16 protein-coding genes are annotated in these 16,190 nt (G+C 69.7%); 12 read left to right on the top strand and 4 right to left on the bottom strand.

Annotated elements, in window-relative coordinates:
• Positions 1-140: 140 nt before the first annotated feature.
• The 10 genes from ACFWXQ_RS10095 to ACFWXQ_RS10050 all read left to right on the top strand — a co-directional run bounded on the left by ACFWXQ_RS10095 (position 141) and on the right by ACFWXQ_RS10050 (position 9,423).
• Positions 141-1,838, top strand: coding sequence for a nitrite/sulfite reductase (locus tag ACFWXQ_RS10095; protein ID WP_383942412.1), 1,698 nt, complete (start codon positions 141-143; stop codon positions 1,836-1,838).
• The gene (locus ACFWXQ_RS10090) at positions 1,835-2,014 is read left to right on the top strand and encodes a hypothetical protein (protein ID WP_055616311.1); all 180 of its coding nucleotides are present in this window, start codon (positions 1,835-1,837) and stop codon (positions 2,012-2,014) included. Before ACFWXQ_RS10095 ends, ACFWXQ_RS10090 begins: the two co-directional genes overlap by 4 nt.
• Positions 2,011-2,760: a phosphoadenylyl-sulfate reductase gene (locus ACFWXQ_RS10085; RefSeq protein ID WP_383942415.1), complete on the top strand. Its 750-nt coding sequence runs from the start codon at positions 2,011-2,013 to the stop codon at positions 2,758-2,760. The genes ACFWXQ_RS10090 and ACFWXQ_RS10085 overlap by 4 nt, the downstream gene beginning before the upstream one ends.
• A gap of 2 nt (positions 2,761-2,762) precedes the next feature.
• Positions 2,763-3,320 (top strand): adenylyl-sulfate kinase, encoded by a 558-nt coding sequence (cysC, locus tag ACFWXQ_RS10080; protein WP_361915254.1) that lies wholly within the window; start codon positions 2,763-2,765, stop codon positions 3,318-3,320.
• On the top strand, positions 3,317-4,258 hold the full coding sequence (gene cysD / locus ACFWXQ_RS10075) for a sulfate adenylyltransferase subunit CysD (RefSeq protein ID WP_386267934.1): 942 nt from the start codon (positions 3,317-3,319) through the stop codon (positions 4,256-4,258). Before cysC ends, cysD begins: the two co-directional genes overlap by 4 nt.
• 2 nt (positions 4,259-4,260) lie before the next feature.
• Positions 4,261-5,616: a sulfate adenylyltransferase subunit 1 gene (locus ACFWXQ_RS10070; protein WP_383954977.1), complete on the top strand. Its 1,356-nt coding sequence runs from the start codon at positions 4,261-4,263 to the stop codon at positions 5,614-5,616.
• Between the two features lie 230 nt (positions 5,617-5,846).
• Positions 5,847-6,953, top strand: coding sequence for an aliphatic sulfonate ABC transporter substrate-binding protein (locus tag ACFWXQ_RS10065; protein WP_386267932.1), 1,107 nt, complete (start codon positions 5,847-5,849; stop codon positions 6,951-6,953).
• A gap of 60 nt (positions 6,954-7,013) precedes the next feature.
• Positions 7,014-7,802 carry an ABC transporter ATP-binding protein gene (locus ACFWXQ_RS10060; protein ID WP_383957181.1) on the top strand — a complete coding sequence of 263 codons (789 nt, stop codon included), beginning with the start codon at positions 7,014-7,016 and terminating at the stop codon, positions 7,800-7,802.
• Positions 7,789-8,679, top strand: a complete 891-nt coding sequence (locus ACFWXQ_RS10055; RefSeq protein WP_383957174.1) for an ABC transporter permease — start codon at positions 7,789-7,791, stop codon at positions 8,677-8,679. The genes ACFWXQ_RS10060 and ACFWXQ_RS10055 overlap by 14 nt, the downstream gene beginning before the upstream one ends.
• Before the next feature lie 6 nt (positions 8,680-8,685).
• Positions 8,686-9,423 (top strand): sirohydrochlorin chelatase, encoded by a 738-nt coding sequence (locus ACFWXQ_RS10050; RefSeq protein WP_383957172.1) that lies wholly within the window; start codon positions 8,686-8,688, stop codon positions 9,421-9,423.
• 206 nt (positions 9,424-9,629) lie between these two features.
• Here ACFWXQ_RS10050 and ACFWXQ_RS10045 read toward each other — a convergent pair whose 3' ends face one another.
• Together ACFWXQ_RS10045 and ACFWXQ_RS10040 are read right to left on the bottom strand one after the other, a co-directional pair.
• Positions 9,630-10,196 carry a TIGR03086 family metal-binding protein gene (locus ACFWXQ_RS10045; protein ID WP_383955935.1) on the bottom strand — a complete coding sequence of 189 codons (567 nt, stop codon included), beginning with the start codon at positions 10,194-10,196 and terminating at the stop codon, positions 9,630-9,632.
• A gap of 100 nt (positions 10,197-10,296) precedes the next feature.
• Complete coding sequence (locus ACFWXQ_RS10040; RefSeq protein WP_383955923.1) at positions 10,297-11,334, bottom strand: ketopantoate reductase family protein; 1,038 nt, start codon at positions 11,332-11,334, stop codon at positions 10,297-10,299.
• A gap of 155 nt (positions 11,335-11,489) precedes the next feature.
• Here ACFWXQ_RS10040 and ACFWXQ_RS10035 point away from each other — a divergent pair, with 155 nt between their 5' ends.
• Positions 11,490-12,389, top strand: a complete 900-nt coding sequence (locus ACFWXQ_RS10035; protein ID WP_383955926.1) for a transglutaminase domain-containing protein — start codon at positions 11,490-11,492, stop codon at positions 12,387-12,389.
• On the opposite strand, the gene ACFWXQ_RS10030 is transcribed toward ACFWXQ_RS10035, so the two are convergent.
• Complete coding sequence (locus ACFWXQ_RS10030) at positions 12,361-12,744, bottom strand: DUF4440 domain-containing protein (RefSeq protein WP_383955929.1); 384 nt, start codon at positions 12,742-12,744, stop codon at positions 12,361-12,363. The two genes, ACFWXQ_RS10035 and ACFWXQ_RS10030, sit on opposite strands and share 29 nt — an antisense overlap.
• Positions 12,737-13,282 carry a DUF1697 domain-containing protein gene (locus tag ACFWXQ_RS10025; protein WP_383955938.1) on the bottom strand — a complete coding sequence of 182 codons (546 nt, stop codon included), beginning with the start codon at positions 13,280-13,282 and terminating at the stop codon, positions 12,737-12,739. The genes ACFWXQ_RS10030 and ACFWXQ_RS10025 overlap by 8 nt, the downstream gene beginning before the upstream one ends.
• A gap of 497 nt (positions 13,283-13,779) precedes the next feature.
• Between ACFWXQ_RS10025 and ACFWXQ_RS10020 the strand changes: the two genes are divergently transcribed.
• Positions 13,780-16,077, top strand: a complete 2,298-nt coding sequence (locus tag ACFWXQ_RS10020) for an MMPL family transporter (protein ID WP_386267929.1) — start codon at positions 13,780-13,782, stop codon at positions 16,075-16,077.
• The last annotated feature ends 113 nt before the right edge of the window (positions 16,078-16,190 follow it).

The following is a 16,190-nucleotide window of genomic DNA, read 5'->3' as shown; positions in this document are numbered from 1 at the left end:
CACCGGGGGCCTCTGACCCCGAGCCCAGCACTGCCGACATCCCCTTTGTCTCGCCCCGCGCAAAGACGCGCGCGTATGCCCGTATGCGCCCACACGCGCAGGTAAGAGCCGCATCCACCTGTCCCGAAGGACGTAGAACCATGGCCGCCACCCCACAGAATCCCGCTGCCGCAACGCCCCGCCGCAAGGTGAGCCGTCACCGCGGCGAGGGTCAGTGGGCCGTGGGTCACTACACCCCACTGAACGGCAACGAGCAGTTCAAGAAGGACGACGACGGTCTCAACGTGCGGACACGCATTGAGACGATCTACTCCAAGCGGGGCTTCGACTCGATCGACCCCAACGACCTGCGCGGACGTATGCGCTGGTGGGGCCTCTACACCCAGCGCAAGCCCGGGATCGACGGCGGCAAGACCGCGATCCTGGAGCCGGAGGAGCTGGACGACAAGTACTTCATGCTGCGGGTGCGGATCGACGGCGGACGCCTCACCACCCAGCAGCTGCGGGTCATCGGCGAGATCTCGCAGGAGTTCGCGCGGGGCACCGCGGACCTCACCGACCGGCAGAACGTCCAGTACCACTGGATCCGTATCGAGGACGTCCCGGAGATCTGGGAGCGCCTGGAGGCCGTCGGGCTGTCCACGACCGAGGCCTGCGGTGACACGCCCCGGGTGATCCTCGGCTCGCCCGTCGCCGGGATCGCCGAGGACGAGATCATCGACGGCACCCCGGCCATCGAGGAGATCCACCGCCGGGTCATCGGCAACAAGGACTTCTCGAACCTGCCCCGCAAGTTCAAGACCGCGATCTCCGGCTCTCCGCTGCTCGACGTGGCGCACGAGATCAACGACGTCGCGTTCGTCGGTGTGAACCACCCGGAGCACGGCCCCGGCTTCGACCTCTGGGTCGGCGGCGGCCTCTCCACCAACCCGAAGATCGGCCAGCGCCTCGGCGCCTGGGTGCCGCTCGACGAGGTCGCGGACGTCCACATCGGCGTCCTGTCGATCTTCCGCGACTACGGCTACCGGCGCCTGCGTACGCGCGCCCGGCTGAAGTTCCTGGTCGCCGACTGGGGCGTCGAGAAGTTCCGGCAGATCCTTGAGGACGAGTACCTGAACCGCAAGCTCGTCGACGGTCCGGCCCCGGACCAGCCGGTCGCCCGCTGGCGCGACCACGTCGGTGTGCACCGGCAGCAGGACGGCCGCTACTACGTCGGCTTCGCCCCGCGCGTGGGCCGCGTGGACGGCGCGACCCTCACCAAGATCGCCGAACTGGCCGAGGCGCACGGCTCCGGCCGGCTGCGCACCACCGTCGAGCAGAAGATGATCGTGCTCGACGTGGAGCAGGACCAGATCGACTCGCTTGTGGAGGGCCTGGAGTCGCTCGACCTGACCGCCAAGCCGTCGCCCTTCCGGCGCGGCACGATGGCCTGCACCGGCATCGAGTACTGCAAGCTCGCCATCGTCGAAACCAAGGCCCGCGGTGCCTCCCTGATCGACGAACTGGAGCGCCGCATCCCCGAGTTCGACGAGCCCATCACCATCAACATCAACGGCTGCCCGAACGCCTGCGCCCGTATCCAGGTCGCGGACATCGGTCTCAAGGGCCAGTTGATGCTGAACGACCAGGGCGAGCAGGTCGAGGGCTACCAGGTCCACCTCGGCGGCGCGCTCGGTCTGGAGGCCGGCTTCGGCCGCAAGGTCCGTGGCCTGAAGGTCACTTCGGACGACCTGCCCGACTACGTCGAGCGCGTGCTCAAGCGCTTCGAGGAGGAGCGCGAGGACGGCGAACGCTTCGCCGCGTGGGCCACCCGTGCTTCTGAGGAGGCGTTGTCGTGAGTGAGCGTGCGGCGCCCTTCTACTGCCCCTACTGCGGTGACGAGGACCTGCGTCCCAGTGAGCAGGGGCACGGCGCGTGGGAATGCGCGGCATGCAATCGAGCCTTCCAACTGAAGTTCCTGGGGCTGCTGTCCCGGGGAGTTCAGCGCAACGACGGTGGAGGGGACGAGATATGACGACCGTTCAGACCGATACCGATACCGACAGCAAGAATCGGGCCGACCCTGAGCGCGGCCGGGACGCCGAGCTCAAGGCTCTCGCCGAGCAGGCCGGCCGTGACCTGGAGGACGCCTCCGCGCTGGAGATCCTCCAGTGGGCGGTGGACACCTTCGGCAAGCAGTTCTGCGTGACCTCCTCGATGGAGGACGCGGTGGTCGCCCACCTCGCCTCCCGCGCGAGGCCCGGCGTGGACGTCGTCTTCCTCGACACCGGCTACCACTTCGAGGAGACCATCGGCACCCGGGACGCGGTCGAGGCCGTGATGGACGTCAACGTCATCACGCTCACCCCGCGCCAGACCGTGGCCGAGCAGGACGCCGAGTACGGGCCGAAGCTGCACGACCGCAACCCCGACCTGTGCTGCGCACTGCGGAAGGTCAAGCCCCTCGAAGAAGGGCTCACCAAGTACAGCGCCTGGGCGACGGGCCTACGCCGCGACGAGTCCCCGACCCGGGCGAGCACCCCGGTCGTCGGCTGGGACGAGAAGCGCCGCAAGGTCAAGATCTCGCCGATCGCCCGCTGGACGCAGGACGACGTCGACGCGTACGTCACCGAGCACGGCGTACTCACCAACCCCCTGCTGATGGACGGCTACGCGTCCGTCGGCTGCGCCCCCTGCACCCGCCGGGTGCTGGAGGGCGAGGACGCGCGCGCCGGCCGCTGGGCGGGCCGCTCGAAGACCGAGTGCGGGCTGCACGGCTGACCATGACGACGATTCAGGAGAACCAAGTGACCGGAGCCACCATCTGGCTCACGGGTCTGCCGAGCGCCGGCAAGACCACCATCGCGTACGAACTGGCCGGACGGCTGCGCGAGGAGGGCCACCGCGTCGAGGTGCTCGACGGCGACGAGATCCGTACGTTCCTGACGGCGGGCCTCGGCTTCAGCCGCGAGGACCGGCACACGAACGTACAGCGCATCGGCTTCCTCGCCGACCTGCTGGCCCGCAACGGCGTCAAGACGCTGGTGCCGGTCATCGCCCCGTACGCGGACAGCCGCGAGGCGGTGCGCAAGCGCCACCAGGCGAGCGGGGCCGCGTACATCGAGGTACATGTCGCGACTCCGGTCGAGGTGTGCAGCGAGCGGGACGTGAAGGGTCTGTACGCCAAGCAGGCGGCGGGCGAGATCTCGGGGCTCACCGGGGTCGACGACCCGTACGAGGAGCCCGAGTCGCCCGATCTGCGCATCGAGTCGCACACCCAGTCCGTGCAGGAGTCCGCGGCGGCGCTTCACGCGCTGCTCGCCGAGAGGGGTCTCGCATGACGACGACCGTTGCCGATGTCTCCGAGGAGGGGACCGACAGCCCGTACGCCCTGAGCCACCTGGACGCTCTGGAGTCCGAGGCGGTGCACATCTTCCGCGAGGTGGCGGGGGAGTTCGAGCGGCCGGTGATCCTGTTCTCCGGCGGCAAGGACTCCATCGTCATGCTGCACCTGGCACTCAAGGCGTTCGCGCCCGCTCCGGTGCCGTTCTCGCTGCTGCACGTGGACACCGGGCACAACTTCCCGGAGGTCCTGGAGTACCGGGACCGCACGGTGAAGAAGCATGGGCTGCGGCTGCACGTGGCCTCCGTGCAGGACTACATCGACCGCGGAGCCCTCAAGGAGCGCCCGGACGGGACGCGCAACCCGCTGCAGACGGTGCCGCTGACGGAGAAGATCCAGGCCGAGCGGTTCGACGCGGTGTTCGGCGGCGGTCGGCGGGACGAGGAGAAGGCCCGGGCCAAGGAGCGGGTGTTCTCGCTGCGCGACGAGTTCTCCCAGTGGGACCCGCGCCGCCAGCGGCCCGAGCTGTGGAACCTCTACAACGGACGGCACGCCCCCGGCGAGCACGTCCGCGTGTTCCCGCTGTCCAACTGGACCGAGCTGGACGTCTGGCAGTACATCGCCCGCGAGGGCATCGAACTCCCGGAGATCTACTTCGCGCACGAGCGGGAGGTCTTCCAGCGGGCCGGCATGTGGCTGACCGCCGGCGAGTGGGGCGGCCCGAAGGAGAGCGAGTCGGTCGAGACCCGTCTCGTCCGCTACCGGACCGTCGGTGACATGTCCTGCACGGGTGCCGTCGACTCGGACGCCACCACGCTGGACGCCGTGATCACCGAGATCGCCGCCTCCCGGCTCACCGAGCGGGGCGCCACCCGCGCCGACGACAAGATGTCCGAGGCCGCGATGGAAGACCGCAAGCGCGAGGGGTACTTCTAACCATGACGAGCACCACCGAACCCACCGTGCCGCTGTCGGTCGAGCAGCTGTCCGCGACGACCCTGCTGCGGTTCGCGACCGCCGGGTCCGTCGACGACGGCAAGTCCACCCTGGTCGGCCGGCTGCTGCACGACTCCAAGTCGGTCCTCACCGACCAGCTGGAAGCCGTGGAACACGCCTCCCGCAACCGAGGCCAGGACACACCCGACCTCGCACTGCTCACCGACGGCCTGCGCGCCGAACGCGAACAGGGCATCACCATCGACGTGGCCTACCGCTATTTCGCCACCGCCCGGCGCCGGTTCATCCTCGCCGACACCCCCGGACACGTGCAGTACACCCGCAACATGGTCACCGGCGCCTCCACGGCCGAGCTGACGGTGGTCCTCGTCGACGCCCGCAATGGTGTCGTCGAGCAGACCCGGCGCCACGCGGCGATCGCCGCCCTGCTGCGCGTCCCGCACGTCGTGCTCGCGGTCAACAAGATGGACCTGGTCGAGTACAAGGAGTCCGTCTTCGCGGCGATCGCCGAGGAGTTCACGGCGTACGCCTCCGAGCTGGGCGTCCCCGAGATCACTGCGATCCCGATCTCCGCGCTCGCCGGTGACAACGTGGTGGACCCGTCCGCGAACATGGACTGGTACGGCGGCCCGACCTTCCTTGAGCACCTGGAGACGGTCCCGGTCAGCCACGACCTCACGACCTGCCACGCGCGGCTGCCCGTGCAGTTCGTGATCCGTCCGCAGACCGCCGAACACCCGGACTACCGGGGGTACGCGGGCCAGATCGCGGCCGGCGCCTTCCGTGTCGGCGAGTCGGTCACCGTGCTGCCCTCCGGCCGTACGTCGCGGATCTCCGCGATCGACCTGCTCGGCGAGCCCGTCGACGTGGCCTGGACGACGCAGTCGGTGACCGTCCTCCTGGAGGACGACGTCGACATCTCGCGCGGCGACCTGCTCGTGCCGACCCAGGACGCGCCCGCGACGACGCAGGACATCGAAGCGACCGTCTGCCACGTGGCCGACGCGCCGCTGACCATCGGCCACCGCGTGCTGCTCAAGCACGGCACCCGTACGGTCAAGGCGCTCGTCAAGGACATCCCGTCCCGGCTGACGCTCGACGACCTGTCGCTGCACCCGCACCCGGGCCACTTGGACGCCAACGACATCGGCCGCGTCAAGATCCGTACGGCCGAGCCGCTGCCCGTCGACTCGTACGCCGACTCCCGGCGCACCGGTTCGTTCATCCTGATCGACCCGTCCGACGGCACCACGCTCACCGCGGGCATGGTCGGCGAGTCCTTCGCCTCTCCGGAGCCGGTCAAGGCCGAGGCGGACGACGACGGCTGGGACTTCTGACATGACCTCCCACGACTTCTACTCCACGTTCGCGAAGGAGGGCGGCCGCGTCGGCAGCGGCGCCCTGGGCAGCGGGCAGGGCGGGGTGGCGCGATGTGCGGAATGACGTACGCGCACTGCCTGCGCGCCCCGTCCCCCCGCCCGCCGTCGCGGATACGACGAAGACCTGCCGACCTCCCGGCCACGACCTGAGAGACGTGACCGCCGGGCCAACGAGAGGAACCCCTCCCGTGCCTGCCAACCGATCCACCGCCTTCCGGCGAACGTTCGCTGCCATAGCCGCGCTGCCTCTGCTCACGCTTGCTGCCTGCGGTTACGGGTCCGAGTCGAAGGACAACGACACGTCGAAGGTGGCGGCCGAGGGCAAGAAGCTCTCCGCGGACACCGTGCGGATCGGCTACTTCCCCAACCTGACGCACGCCACCGCCCTCATCGGCGACCAGGAAGGGCTGCTGCAGAAGGAACTCGGCGGCACGAAGGCCACCTACTCCCAGTTCAACGCGGGCCCCGCCGAGATCGAGGCACTCAACTCGGGCTCCATCGACATCGGCTGGATCGGCCCCTCCCCCGCCATCAACGGCTACAGCACCACCGACGGCAAGGGCCTGCGGATCATCGGCGGCTCCGCCTCCGGCGGCGTGAAACTCGTCGTCAACCCGGACAAGGTCAAGTCGCTGAAGGACGTCAAGGGCAAGAAGATCGCCACCCCGCAGCTGGGCAACACCCAGGACGTGGCCTTCCTCAACTGGATCGCCGAGCAGGGCTGGACGGTCGACGCGCAGAGCGGCAAGGGCGACGTCTCCGTGGTCCGCACCGACAACAAGATCACCCCGGACGCCTACAAGTCCGGTTCCATCGACGGTGCGTGGGTGCCCGAGCCGACCGCCTCCAAGCTGGTCGCCGAGGGCGGCAAGGTCCTCCTGGACGAGGCCGACCTGTGGCCCGACAAGAAGTTCGTCATCACCAACATCATCGTCTCCCAGAAGTTCCTGGCCGCCCACCCGGACGTGGTGCAGGCGGTACTGCGCGGCTCGGTGAAGACCAACACCTGGATCAACGCCAACCCCGACAAGGCCAAGGCCGCCGCCAACACCAAGCTCCAGGAACTGTCCGGCAAGCCGCTGCCCGCCAATGTGCTGGACCCGGCGTGGAAGTCGATCCAGTTCACCGACGACCCGCTGGCCTCCACCCTGAACACCGAGGCCGCCCACGCGGTCAAGGCGGGCCTGCTCAAGCAGCCCAAACTGGACGGCATCTACGACCTCAGGCCGTTGAACAAGGTCCTCACCGCCGAGGGCAAGAGCACCGTCGACGACGCCGGCCTCGGCGTCAAGTAACCCCGCACCCGCCCGGACACCCGCCCCGTTATCCGCATGAGTTCCCAGGAGGTGACGACCATGGCAACCGCCCTCGCCAAGGCCGCCGACACGGCATCGTCGGTGGAGTACGCCGCGCGGATCGAGCACGTCTCGAAGTCCTTCACCACACCCGCCGGCCGCCAGCTCGTCCTGGACGACATCACCCTCGATGTCGCCCCCGGCGAGTTCGTCACCCTCCTGGGAGCCTCCGGCTGCGGCAAGTCCACCCTCCTCAACCTCGTCGCCGGCCTCGACCAGCCGTCGGCGGGCACGATCGGCACCGACGGCCGCCCCGCGCTGATGTTCCAGGAACACGCCCTGTTCCCCTGGCTGACCGCCGGCAAGAACATCGAACTCGCCCTGAAACTACGGGGTGTGACCAAGGCCGAGCGGCGCGACAAGGCCGAGGAGCTCCTCGCTCTCGTCCGGCTGACGGGCGCGTATGGCAAGCGGGTGCACGAGCTGTCCGGCGGGATGCGCCAGCGCGTCGCGCTGGCCCGCGCGCTCGCCCAGGACAGCAAACTGCTCCTGATGGATGAGCCGTTCGCCGCCCTGGACGCGATCACCCGGGACGTGCTGCACGACGAACTGACCCGCATCTGGCGCGAGACCAGCGTGTCGGTCCTGTTCGTCACCCACAACGTCCGCGAAGCCGTCCGCCTCGCCGAGCGGGTGGTGCTGCTGTCCTCCCGCCCGGGGCGTATCGCGCACGAGTGGACGGTCGACATCCCGCAGCCACGCCGTATCGAGGACTCCGCCGTCGCGGAACTGTCCGTCGAGATCACCGAACAACTGCGTGGGGAGATCCGCCGCCATGGCCAGCACTGAGACGAAAGCCGTCAAGGACGGCAACGATCTCGCCGGACTCGAAGCGGGCCTGGACGCGCTGGAGACCGTCCAGACCGGGCGGGCCCCGTTCCGCAGGACCTTCGTGGAGAAGATCTTCCCCCCGATCGTCGCCGTGGCACTGGTGCTGGTCGTCTGGCAGGTCCTGGTCTGGGCGAAGGTCACCGACAGCTACAAGCTGCCCGCGCCGTCCGCGGTCTGGGACGAGATCAGCGAGGCCTGGCTCCAGGGCACGCTCCTGGAGTACATCTGGACCAGCGTCTCGCGCGGTCTCCTCGGCTTCCTCATGGCCCTGGCGATCGGCACGCCGCTGGGTCTGCTGGTCGCCCGGGTGAAGTTCGTCCGCGCGGCGATCGGCCCGATCCTGTCCGGACTGCAGTCGCTGCCGTCGGTGGCGTGGGTGCCGCCGGCCGTCCTGTGGCTCGGGCTGAACGACTCGATGATGTACGCGGTGATCCTGCTCGGCGCGGTCCCCTCGATCGCCAACGGGCTGGTCTCCGGCGTCGACCAGATACCCCCGCTCTACCTGCGGGCCGGCCGCACCCTCGGCGCCACGGGACTGCGCGGCACCTGGCACATCGTGATCCCCGCCGCCCTGCCCGGCTACCTCGCCGGCCTCAAGCAGGGCTGGGCCTTCTCCTGGCGCTCCCTGATGGCCGCCGAGATCATCGCCTCCTCACCCGACCTGGGCATCGGCCTCGGCCAACTCCTGGAGAACGGCCGCACCGCCAACAGCATGTCCATGGTCTTCCTCGCCATCCTCCTCATCCTGATCGTCGGAATCGCCATCGACCTGCTCATCTTCAGTCCGCTGGAGCGGTGGGTACTGCGCAGCCGCGGTCTCCTCGTGAAGAGCTGAACTCCCATGCCCCGACCGGTACTTCTCGTCATCGCCCACGGCAGCCGCGACCCGCGCCATGCCGCGACCGTGCACGCCCTGGTACGGCGCGTACGGGCCCTGCGCCCGGGCGTGCGCGTGGAGACCGGCTTCCTGGACTTCAACATCCCGTCGGTCTCGGGGGTGTTGGAATCTCTGGCGGCGGAGGGAGTACGTGACGTAGTGGCGCTCCCTCTCCTCCTGACCCGGGCCTTCCATGCGAAGTCGGACATCCCGGCGGTGCTGAGCGAGGCTCCGGCACGGCTGAGGATCCGGCAGGCGGATGTCCTCGGCCCGTCGCCACTGCTGACCGCCGCGCTCGAACGGCGGTTGTACGAGGCGGGGTTGTCCCCCGCCGACAAGTCCTCGACCGGGGTCGTGCTGGCCTCGGCGGGGTCCACGGACCCGGAGGCGATCGCAGTGATCGCAGAAATCGCGCGGGAGTGGCGGCGGACCGGTTGGTGCGCCGTGCGGCCTGCGTTCGCCTCCGCGTCGTTGCCTCGTACGGGGGATGCTGTGCGGGAGTTGCGTGCGCTTGGGTGTGCGCGGGTGGCTGTCGCGCCGTACGTCTTGGCGCCCGGCTTCCTCCCCGACCGGATCGCCCGGGGTGCCGCCGAGGCGGACGTCCTCGCCGACGTCCTGGGCGCGTCCCCGGAGGTGGCCCGCGTCCTCCTGCACCGCTACGACGCCGCCCGAACCCCAGCCTTGACAGCGATCGGCGCCTGACCCGGGCATTTGGGCTCCGCCCCAGGCCCCGTGGGGTTCGTTGTCGGGTGCGGGTTCGTTGTGGCTGGTCGCGCAGTTCCCCGCGCCCCTAAAGGCCTAAAGACCTAGGGGCGCGGGGAACTGCGCAATCTTTTGGGGGTTCGGGGGCGGAGCCCCTGAGTCAGTGACGGGAATGGGTAGGGGCGGCGGGGGCGAGAAAGGTTCGTTCAGGCGCCCGCACGGGCAAGGCGGGGGTCACGCCCGCTCAGGCCGAGGGCCCGGGCGAAGACAGGGGCGTCGGACGGCACCGGGACAGCGGCGGCGAACCCGTCGTACTGGCGGTAGAGGTCACCGTGGGTGGTCACGACGTCCAGGACGACACCGGCCGCCGTGTCGGAGATGCGGTACTCCTGCCCGGTCACCGTGGCCACGTCCCACCCGTGCAGCGCCATCTCCTTGACGACCATCGAGGCCAGCTCGGGAGCCGCCATGGATCCCATGCCGAGGTCCACCTCCCCCTCCCACACCACCGGATCCGCCCACGCGGCAACCGCCCGGTCCAGCTGGGCGGCATACGCGGACGCCCACCCGGCCTCGGCAGCGAAGTCCCGCCCGGTCAGCGACTCGGGCAGCGGCTTGCGCAGTGCCCGATGCTCCAGGCCGTGGGAGGTGTAGAGCACCCAGTGGTTCACCAGGGCCCGGACGTCCCAGTCGGGACAGTGGGTGGTTCCGGCGAGCTGCGCCGCGGTGACCCCGCGCGCGACCCGGGCGGCCTCGGCGGCGCATTCGACCATGGACGGGTACAGGTTCCCGATCGTGTAGGGCCCGTTCGCGCTCTCCTGGTCCGAGCTCTTGCCCACGTTCTTGTTCGCGTTCTTGTCCATGTGCCCCACGCTAGGGACGCGGCGACTCGCCCTCTTGAACAAACGCGACAGCGTCCCCGGCCAGCCGCACGAGCTCGGCCACCGGCATCGAGCCGGCCGCCCGCCGCTCACGCGCGAAGTCGTTGGCGAGCCGTTGCAGGAGGTCGTTGAGCGGTGTCGGTACGCCGTGCAACCGCCCCAGCAGGGCGATCTCCCCGTTGAGATAGTCCGCCTCGATCGTCCCCGTGCCACGGTTCAGCGACTGCCACGACGACCCGGCACCCCGCTCGGACCCGTCGAAGGGCTCGAAGCGGATCTTGTCGGCGCGGGCCTCCTTCTGCTCCTCCTCGGAGGCGTACGGGATGCCCGCGGCGGCCAGTACTGCCTCCCCCTCGGCACGAACCCGGCCGTAGAGCGCGATGCCCTCCTCACTGGTGAGCACGCCGCTGACCGCCTCGATCGAGTTGGCGAGGTTGCCGAGGAGTTTGGCGTACTGCCAGCGCGTCACATCGGCCACGACCGGCGCCTCGAAGCGGGACGCGGACAGGTCGGCGGCGATGCCCCGTACCGTCTCGTCCGTGCCGTGCGGATAGCGTCCGAGGTGCAGGATCCCGGTGAGCGGCGTACCGGCGGCGGACACCACGCCCGGCTCGACGAACGTCGCGGGCAGCCACACGCACACCCCGTACACCCTCCGGAAGCGGCGCAGCGCGAGCCGCTGGCTCTCCACGCCGTTCTGCGCGCAGACCAGCGGCAGCCGCTCGGCCGCCGTGCCCCCGCCCGCGACGGGCACGGGTCCCCAGGCGTCCAGCGCCTTCTCGCTGTCCTGCGTCTTGACGGCGAGTACGAGTACGTCGTCGGCGCCCAGTTCGCCGAGCGCGTGCGGTCCGTCGACGACGGGCGGCCGATGGGTGTGCGGCCCGTCGGGCGTGACCAGGCGCAGCCCCCGCTCGCGCAGCGCCTCGTACTGCGCACCACGCGCGACCAGCACCACGTCGTGCCCCGACTCTGCGAGGCGACCGCCGATGGCCCCGCCCACAGCCCCTGCTCCGATGATGATGTAGCGCATGCGTCCGAGCCTGCCACAGGCGTGTGTACGCTCCATCAATGATTCCGGAAAACTTCCAGCTCGGCGGGGAGGACATGTCCCGCCTCGACGCCCTCGGTTGACCTCGCCCGACCGTGCTTGACCTTGCCCCTGGGGCAGACTCCACGCTCCGGGGCATGGACTCCAACGACTTCCACCTCAGGCAGAGCCCGTACAGCGACCCCGGAGCCGTACCGGCCGACCTGCCCGCCGACCCGCGTGAACTCGCCGCCCTCGTACGGAACTTGCTCATTCACCGTGAGGAGGGCGGGCACTTCGGGTACACGATGCCCGAGGAGCGCCGGCGCGAGGACGCCGAGGCCCGGTATGTGAGCGCGATCCTGCGGATCCTGCGTGAGCGTCGAGCGGCGCCGCTCACCGAACACCGGGAGCTGGGCGAGCGGTTCGCCGGCACATGCCGGGATTTCGCGCTGCTGATGTGCGCGTTCCTGAGGGCGACGGGCACCCCCGCACGCGTCCGGTGCGGCTTCGCCACGTACTTCGAGGACGGCTCCTCCCCCGTGACCCACGCGGACCACTGGGTCACCGAATACCGTCTGCCGGACGCCAGTTGGCGGCTCGCGGACGCCCAGGTGGCCGACGGGGCGCACGACGTGCCCTTCGATCCGCTGGACGTCCCACGGGACCTGTTCCTCGTCGCCGGAGCCGCCTGGCAGGCGTGCCGGGCGGGCGACGCGGACCCCGACGCCTTCGGGATCCCCCTCCCCACCGCCACCCTGCAGGGCCTGTGGTTCGTACGCTGCAACGTCGTACGGGATCTCGCGGCCCTCGGCGGGGTGGAGGTGCTGCCGTGGGACGCGTGGGGGCTCGCGGCGAAGGAGGAGCCGGAGGTGACCGCGGAGGATCTCGCACTGCTGGACGCGGTGGCCGCGGTGACGGCAGCGGAGGCCGTGTCGACCGAGGAGATCCGGCGTCTGTACGCGGACCCCCGACTCACCGTCCCGGCGGAGATCACCTCGTACACGACCTACCTCGGTGTCCGGCAGGTCAGGCTTCCCGAGAGCCTCCGGGGCTGAACGGCGTTCCCTGGTGGAAGTACAGCAGCCATCCCTCCCCCGTCCGCCGCCACAGCGAACTCCGGTGCGCGTACCGGCCGTTGTGCTCCGTGTCGAAGGTGAGGTGGACCAGGTCGGGGGCGAGCTCGACGCCCTTCACCCGGGAGGTGATGCCAGGGCCCGTTGCCGATTCCTTCGCCGTAGCCAGCGCGTCGATGACCGACGCGCGGTCCCAGTGCCGCCCGGAGACGCCGAACTCGTGGAAGTCGGGGTGCAGCAGCGCCCCGAGGAGTTCGGGCGAGCGGCGGATCTCCGGGTCGAGGAGGCTCAGTTCGCCCTCGATGGCCGCCTCGACGGCGGGGCCGTGGTCAGCCACTGGTCAGCTCCGCGAGTTTGGTGACGGTGTTCCAGTTCCGTGTGGTGGCGATGATCCCCTTCGACATCCGGGGCTTCGACAGGGTCTCCGCCAGCTTGGAGCGGCCGAGGCCGTCGGGGGCGTACAGGTAGAGGACACGGTCGCCGAGGCGGAACTCCTCGGGCAGGAAGGCCTGTTGGTCGACCGACGCGAAGCGCTCGGCGTCGACCGGCTCGGAGAAGTAGGTGGCGTGCAGCTGCTTGGCCTCCAGCTCTGCGGCCGGGAACGGGCAGGCGTCGAGGACGGCCCGCAGATAGGCGTGGTCGCGCACCAGGATGTCGACCGTGAAGCCGAAGTGCTTCTCCAGCGCCCCCGAAAGTTCCGCGGCGAGCGTGTCCTCGTCGCCGTGGTCGCTGGAGAAGACGGCGTTCCCGCTCTGGAGGTAGGTATGGACGCCCGCGTATCCGAGGCCCTCCATGAGGGTGCGCAGCTCGGCCATCGGGACCTTTCTGCTGCCGCCCACGTTGATCCCGCGCAGCAGTGCCGCGTACGTCGTCATGTCCACAGTCATCCGCACACCATAAAGCGGCCGTCGTGCCCCGTGGGGGTGGGCACGACGGCCGCTGTTCCCGGTCGGCCGGACACTGAAAGTTACCGGCCGGTTGGCTCAAAACCCTGGCCGATGGGCGCGCTCAGTTCAACCCCCGCACACAGCTGTGACTTGTTCAACAAGCTTTCGTAACACCAAAGAGGATCTTCCCCGGCAGATCGGACCCGGACCGGGGACAGGGAAGGGGCAGGCGACGGACGGGCGGGGGACAGGCGGGGGACAGGCGGGGGACAGACCGGACACCCTGATCACGACCCCCGAGGTGCCGCTTTACATGTAAGGGGCTTTCATCCTCCTCAGTGCTGAGGTCGCGGGGTCCGAGGGGAGGACTCGGGCCCCACTCACCTCACCGGGCAGCACGACGAGAGGTTCTTATCCGCCCCATACCTTCGAATCAGAAGGTGCCGGCAGGGGGCCGGCACCGGAGACGAGGGGGCAAGCCCGTCATGGGTAACAGAGACACGCGGGTACGGGGCATAGCGGCCCGGGCCGGCGGCTGGAGTGCCCGGCACCGCTGGGCGGCCGTCGGAATCTGGGTGCTGTTCGTCGTTCTGGCGATGGGGCTCGGCTCTGCGGCGGGCACGGTCGAACTCAAGGACAGCGACCAGCTCAGCGGCGAGACCGGCCGGGCCGCGGCCATCGCGGAGGACGCGGGGATCGAGGAGCCGGCCGGGGAAACCGTGCTCGTCCAGGGCAGGGACGCGGGCGTCAAGGCGACGAGCACCGAGTTCCGCGCCGCCGTCGACGCCGTGATGAAGGCGGTCGAGGGCACCGGCAAGGTGACCAACGTGGCCTCGCCGTACGACACGGACACGATCTCCAAGGACGGCCGCAGCGCGCTCGTGCAGTTCGACATGCGCGGCGACGCGGAGACGGCGGGCGAGCGGGTGGAGCCCGTACTGAAGGCCGTCGAGGGGGTGCAGAAGGATCATGGATCGGTGCTGATCGAGGAGATCGGCGGCGCCAGCATGAACAAGACGTTCGACGACGCGTTCGGCAACGACTTCAAGCAGGCCGAATACTCCGCCGTCCCCGTGGCCCTCGGCATCCTGCTGGTCGCGTTCGGCGCGCTGGTGGCGGCCCTGGTGCCGGTCCTGCTCGCGATCACCGCGATCGTGGCCACGATGGGCCTGATGATGCTCGTCAGCCACATCCAGCCGATGGACGACACATCGAGCTCGGTGATGCTGCTCGTCGGCCTGGCGGTCGGCGTCGATTACTGCCTGTTCTACCTGCGGCGCGAGCGCGAGGAGCGCGCGGCGGGCAGGGACCCCGAGACCGCGCTGCGGATCGCCGCGGCGACCAGCGGTCGCGCCATCATCGTCTCCGGTGTCACGGTGTGCGTGGCGATGGCGGGCATGCTGTTCACGGGAATCGCCACCTTCAAGGCGATGGGGCTCGCCTCTCTGATGGTCGTCGCGGTCGCCATGGTCGGCTCGGTGACGGTGCTGCCCGCGGTCCTCTCGCTGCTCGGTACGCGGGTCGAGAAGGGGCGCATCCCGTTCCTGCACCCGGACAAGCGGCGCAAGGCCAACGGCGGTTCGGGCAACGGCGGTTCCGGCAACGGCCGTTCGGGCGACAACGGAAGCCGGTTCTGGACGAGCGTCCTGCGGGTGGTGCTGGCCAAGCCGGCGATCTCGCTGGTGGTCGCGGCCGGTGCGCTGCTGGCCATCGCGGCTCCCGCGCTCGGCATGAAGACCCAGAACCTCACGCTGGACCAGGAGTTCGGCGACTCACTGCCGATCGTGAAGACGTACGAGCGGGTCAACGAGGCATTCCCCGGCGGTTCCGACCCGGCCGAGGTGGTCGTCAAGGCCACCGACATCAACTCCGCCGAGGTGAAGTCCGCGATCGCCGACTTCCGTGAGCAGGCGGTCAGTTCGGGTGCCTCGCGCGGTCCGGTCGAGGTCAAGGTGCACGATGCGCAGAACGTCGCCTTCGTGTACGTACCGCTGGTGGGCGGCTCGAACCTCGACAAGGCCGAGAACAGCCTGGAGATCATCCGCGACGAGGTCCGTCCGGCGACCTTCGGCAAGGTCGACGGGGTCGAGGCGCCGGTGACCGGTCAGGTGGCGGGTTCGAAGGACTTCAACGACCAGCTCGTCAGCGCGGTGGCACCGGTCTTCGCCTTCGTCGTGGTCTTCGCCTTCCTGCTGATGCTCCTGTCGTTCCGCTCGCTGACGATCGCGATCACCTCGATCGTCCTCAACCTCCTGTCGGTCGGGGCGGCCTACGGCATCCTGGTCGCCGTCTTCCAGCACGGCTGGGGCGCCTCGCTGGTGGGCGCGGAGGGCGTGGGCGCCATCATCACCTGGCTGCCGCTGTTCCTCTTCGTGATCCTCTTCGGGCTCTCGATGGACTACCACGTGTTCGTCGTCTCACGAATCCGCGAGGCGCGGATGCGGGGGCTGACGACCCGGGACGCCATCCAGCACGGGGTCGTCACGACGGCCGGTGTCATCACCAGCGCCGCCGTCATCATGGTCGCCGTCTTCGCGATCTTCGGCACGCTGTCCATGCAGTCCATGAAGCAGATGGGCGTGGGCCTCGCGGCCGCGGTCCTCATCGACGCGACGATCATCCGCGGTGTGCTGCTCCCGGCGGTCATGGCCCTCCTCGGCGAACGCAACTGGTACTTCCCGAAGTGGCTGAACCGCCTGCCGGACCTCAGTCACGACGAGTCCCCCGAGGCCGTGTCCTCGCCGCCGCCTCCGGCTGTCGAAGGGGAGAGGGTCGGGGTCTGACGAACTGAACCACCACACAGCGACGGCGTGGGCGGGGCACTCGCCCCCCCCCCCCCCGCGGATTAGGCGCGCGGGCCGCCCGCCCGCTAACGCCCCCCGTGGCACCACCGACC

The organism is Streptomyces sp. NPDC058697 (assembly GCF_042715345.1).
GTDB lineage: Bacteria > Actinomycetota > Actinomycetes > Streptomycetales > Streptomycetaceae > Streptomyces > Streptomyces liliifuscus.
Note: the sequence above shows the minus strand (reverse complement) of the source record. Positions and strands in the feature narration are given on the sequence as shown.

What these genes read in the sequence shown, in the direction of transcription:
- ACFWXQ_RS10095 (WP_383942412.1), top strand. Translation starts at nt 141, where the DNA reads ATGGCCGCCACCCCACAGAATCCCGCTGCCGCAACGCCCCGCCGCAAG.
- ACFWXQ_RS10085 (WP_383942415.1), top strand. Translation starts at nt 2,011, where the DNA reads ATGACGACCGTTCAGACCGATACCGATACCGACAGCAAGAATCGGGCC.
- cysC (WP_361915254.1), top strand. Translation starts at nt 2,763, where the DNA reads ATGACGACGATTCAGGAGAACCAAGTGACCGGAGCCACCATCTGGCTC.
- cysD (WP_386267934.1), top strand. Translation starts at nt 3,317, where the DNA reads ATGACGACGACCGTTGCCGATGTCTCCGAGGAGGGGACCGACAGCCCG.
- ACFWXQ_RS10070 (WP_383954977.1), top strand. Translation starts at nt 4,261, where the DNA reads ATGACGAGCACCACCGAACCCACCGTGCCGCTGTCGGTCGAGCAGCTG.
- ACFWXQ_RS10060 (WP_383957181.1), top strand. Translation starts at nt 7,014, where the DNA reads ATGGCAACCGCCCTCGCCAAGGCCGCCGACACGGCATCGTCGGTGGAG.
- ACFWXQ_RS10055 (WP_383957174.1), top strand. Translation starts at nt 7,789, where the DNA reads ATGGCCAGCACTGAGACGAAAGCCGTCAAGGACGGCAACGATCTCGCC.
- ACFWXQ_RS10050 (WP_383957172.1), top strand. Translation starts at nt 8,686, where the DNA reads ATGCCCCGACCGGTACTTCTCGTCATCGCCCACGGCAGCCGCGACCCG.
- ACFWXQ_RS10045 (WP_383955935.1), bottom strand. Translation starts at nt 10,196, where the DNA reads ATGGTCGAATGCGCCGCCGAGGCCGCCCGGGTCGCGCGCGGGGTCACC.
- ACFWXQ_RS10040 (WP_383955923.1), bottom strand. Translation starts at nt 11,334, where the DNA reads ATGCGCTACATCATCATCGGAGCAGGGGCTGTGGGCGGGGCCATCGGC.
- ACFWXQ_RS10035 (WP_383955926.1), top strand. Translation starts at nt 11,490, where the DNA reads ATGGACTCCAACGACTTCCACCTCAGGCAGAGCCCGTACAGCGACCCC.
- ACFWXQ_RS10025 (WP_383955938.1), bottom strand. Translation starts at nt 13,282, where the DNA reads ATGACGACGTACGCGGCACTGCTGCGCGGGATCAACGTGGGCGGCAGC.
- ACFWXQ_RS10020 (WP_386267929.1), top strand. Translation starts at nt 13,780, where the DNA reads ATGGGTAACAGAGACACGCGGGTACGGGGCATAGCGGCCCGGGCCGGC.